This window comes from Streptococcus sp., assembly GCF_032481935.1.
GTDB lineage: Bacteria > Bacillota > Bacilli > Lactobacillales > Streptococcaceae > Streptococcus.
In genome coordinates this window covers 1-3047 of record NZ_JAWERU010000080.1, presented here as the reverse complement: position 1 = coordinate 3047, position 3047 = coordinate 1, and the positions used below count along the sequence as shown (strand labels likewise).

Genomic DNA, 3047 nt, shown 5'->3' with positions numbered 1-3047 from the left:
ATTATAACAAATTGTAAAATCTTATCAAACTTTATTCATCTGACGACATATAGTTTAAGAGAAATATACTGTTCATTCTAAATTGATAAATATTGGATTCAAAGCTATTAAAAAAATTTCATTATTATTTTGATAATGTCTAAGATGAATCACTTGTTATCACATCCATCTAGTATTGGAAATATTTTAAATGATAGAACGAACAAGAGGAGCTAGCTTGAAGTTATATCTGGCCAACTAGACCGAGATTTCTCATCAAATCAATTTGCTTGCCAACTTATGAACTTGTTTTCTGTTTTTACTTTCAATATTTCAACCATCAAGCTCTTCTTATATCTAACTCTATTATATCAAGTAAATTCAATTCTAGATAGTTTGAACAAAAATAATACAACTCTCTAACACTTTTAATATGATAGTCTCATAAACTGATATCCATTATGTTTCACAATTCATTTGCAGCTAATGGAATTAAATTTCTCTATCTTTTTTCTAATATTTCTTATAAAGCGCTTGCTCATGACCTTACGTCATGATGTATAATATATATTAGGAGGTGAGAATGATGGCAAAATTCAGAGCAATCCCAGAAGGGTTTATGACAGTTGGGGAAGTTGCCAATAAAATGGGAGTTACAGTCCGAACTCTACAATACTACGATAAAGAAGAATTGCTTTCCCCGTCTGCAGAAAGTGAGGGAGGACGTAGGCTTTATACCGATAAAGATCTAGTTATGCTTCATCAGATTATATCCTTGAAATCACTTGGTTTTTCTCTGAAGGACATAAAGGGGCGTTTGAACTCTTTGAAAACTCCAGCTGAAGTTGCAAATGCTCTTACAGAGCAAGCAGATGATATTCGCCAAAAAATAGAACAACTTCAGACTTCATTATCAGAAATAGAGCAGTTAAAAGTTGAAGTTTTACAAATACAGACGGTTGACTTTAAAAAGTATGCAGATATTATTGTCAATCTACAGATGAAGAATGACTCCTACTCTCTCATTAAGCGCTTTGATGATGATACGCTCGACCAGATACGCAGTCGATTTGATAAGAAAAGCGGAGTAGACTTTATGGACAGATTTAATCGCCTAAGTGATGAGATTGTGCGACTCCAAAAAGAAAAGGTGCCCGCTGAAAGTGAACAGTGCCAACAAGTTGTACAAGAATACTGGAGCTTGATCATGGAGTTTACAAATGGAGATTTGACTATGCTTCCGAAGTTGATGGAAGTCGGTAATATTGATACCGCTACTAACGCTTGGGAGGAAAAGCAAAAAATCGTTAACTCATATTTAGAACCCGCTTTGCAAGTTTATTTTTCAAGACTTGGAACCAATCCCTTTGAGGAGGTGTAGCCATGAAATACGCAATAGAGGTTCGTGGATTAGAGAAAAAATACGGAAGTAAGATTGTCCTAAAAAGTCTTAATTTTCAAATCGTAAAGGGAGAAATTTTCGCTTTACTTGGTGTGAATGGTGCTGGGAAAACAACAACGCTTGAATGTATTGAAGGTCTGAAAAAATATGATGAAGGCACTATTGTTGTAAACGGCAAAATGGGAATTCAACTGCAGTCATCTTCTTTGCCAGCTCATATCAAACCTATGGAGGCGATAAAGCTCTTTGCAAAATGGAATCAGACAAGCATTGATAATGCCATGCTGAAGGCTCTTGGAATAAAAGAAATTGAGAAATCACAATATCTGCAATTATCCACAGGACAAAAAAGAAGACTACATCTCGCCCTTGCTCTTATCGGAAATCCCGATATTATTTTCCTCGATGAACCGACAGCGGGACTTGATGTTGAAGCAAGACTAGCCCTCCACGAACAAATACGGAATCTCAAATCACAAGGGAAAACAATCGTTTTGGCAAGTCATGATATGGCTGAAGTTGAGGTCTTATGTGACCGCATTGCTATCTTGAACAGTGGAAAGATTGTCTTTTGTGGCACTCCTTCAGAACTGACAGACAAGGTTGGAAGAAGATATTATATCCATTTGAAGACTCAAGAAGCAGAGAAGTCTTTTGAAACGACCAATATTGAGGATACCTTAATTTCATTATTGAATGAATGTAAGCAGAAAAAAATTCAGATATTGGATATTAAGGTTGATCGTGGCAGCTTGGAACAGCATTTCATAAAAATGGCAAGGAGGTAATCAGAATGAACTGTTATTTATATAGTCTAGTATTACAGTGGAAATTAGATATACGAAGCAAATCTCTCTTGGTTACTTTCTATATTGTACCGCTTATTTTCTTTCTCATCATGGGTGGTATTTTTACTTCTGTTATGCCTGAAATGGGAAGTACGCTCATACAATCTATGATAGTCATGAGTGTCTCAATGGGAGCCTTTCTTGGCTTGCCATCTTCATTGGTCGAAATTTATGGAAGCGACATTAAAAAGATTTATAATGCTAATGGTGTCCCTATTTATTTAGGATTGGTGAGCATACTTCTCTCTGCCTTTGTTCATCTGATGATGACCTGCATTGTAATCCTGCTACTGGCCCCTATTTTATTTGAAGCAAGTCTGCCGACACAACTTCCCTTATTCTTTCTTGCGCTGTCCATCTACATGATTGTGTCATTATGTATTGGTAGTTTACTAGGGCTTACTTTAAAAAACCAAGCAAAGCTGACCATGATAGCGCAACTTGTATTTTTACCTTCAATTATGCTTTCGGGGATTATGTTTCCTATTAGCTTACTACCCGATTTTCTCCAAATATTAGGGCGAGTTTTCCCAGCTTATTGGGGATACAGATTGATGCTAGAGAATGATTTTAGTCTTGAAAACCTGTGGTATCTAATTCTTGTATCTTGTATTGCAGTAATGACTTGTATCCTCCTCTTGAATAAACAAAAATCTGAGTAAATACCTGTATAGTGCAACATGAATCCATGGCAACATTAACTTTAAATAAAGAAAAAGGGCTCTATAATATTTGTAGTGGGTAAATCCCCTATAGATATTATGGAGCCTATTTTGTGTAGAAAAAAAGTCCCATAAGATCTATAATGAAAAGCGACT

Annotated in this window: 3 protein-coding genes; all 3 read left to right on the top strand. The window is 35.7% G+C overall.

All coding sequences use genetic code 11. The features are described from left to right. Positions 1–562: 562 nt before the first annotated feature. Genes E7C97_RS09260 through E7C97_RS09250 form a run of 3 tightly spaced genes read left to right on the top strand, consistent with a single transcriptional unit; the run spans position 563 to position 2891 of the window. Complete coding sequence (locus E7C97_RS09260; protein WP_316109026.1) at positions 563–1360, top strand: MerR family transcriptional regulator; 798 nt, start codon at positions 563–565, stop codon at positions 1358–1360. A 2-nt stretch (positions 1361–1362) separates the two neighbouring features. After that, positions 1363–2169, top strand: a complete 807-nt coding sequence (locus E7C97_RS09255) for an ABC transporter ATP-binding protein (RefSeq protein WP_316109024.1) — start codon at positions 1363–1365, stop codon at positions 2167–2169. Between the two features lie 5 nt (positions 2170–2174). Then, positions 2175–2891 carry an ABC transporter permease gene (locus E7C97_RS09250; protein ID WP_049529591.1) on the top strand — a complete coding sequence of 239 codons (717 nt, stop codon included), beginning with the start codon at positions 2175–2177 and terminating at the stop codon, positions 2889–2891. The last annotated feature ends 156 nt before the right edge of the window (positions 2892–3047 follow it).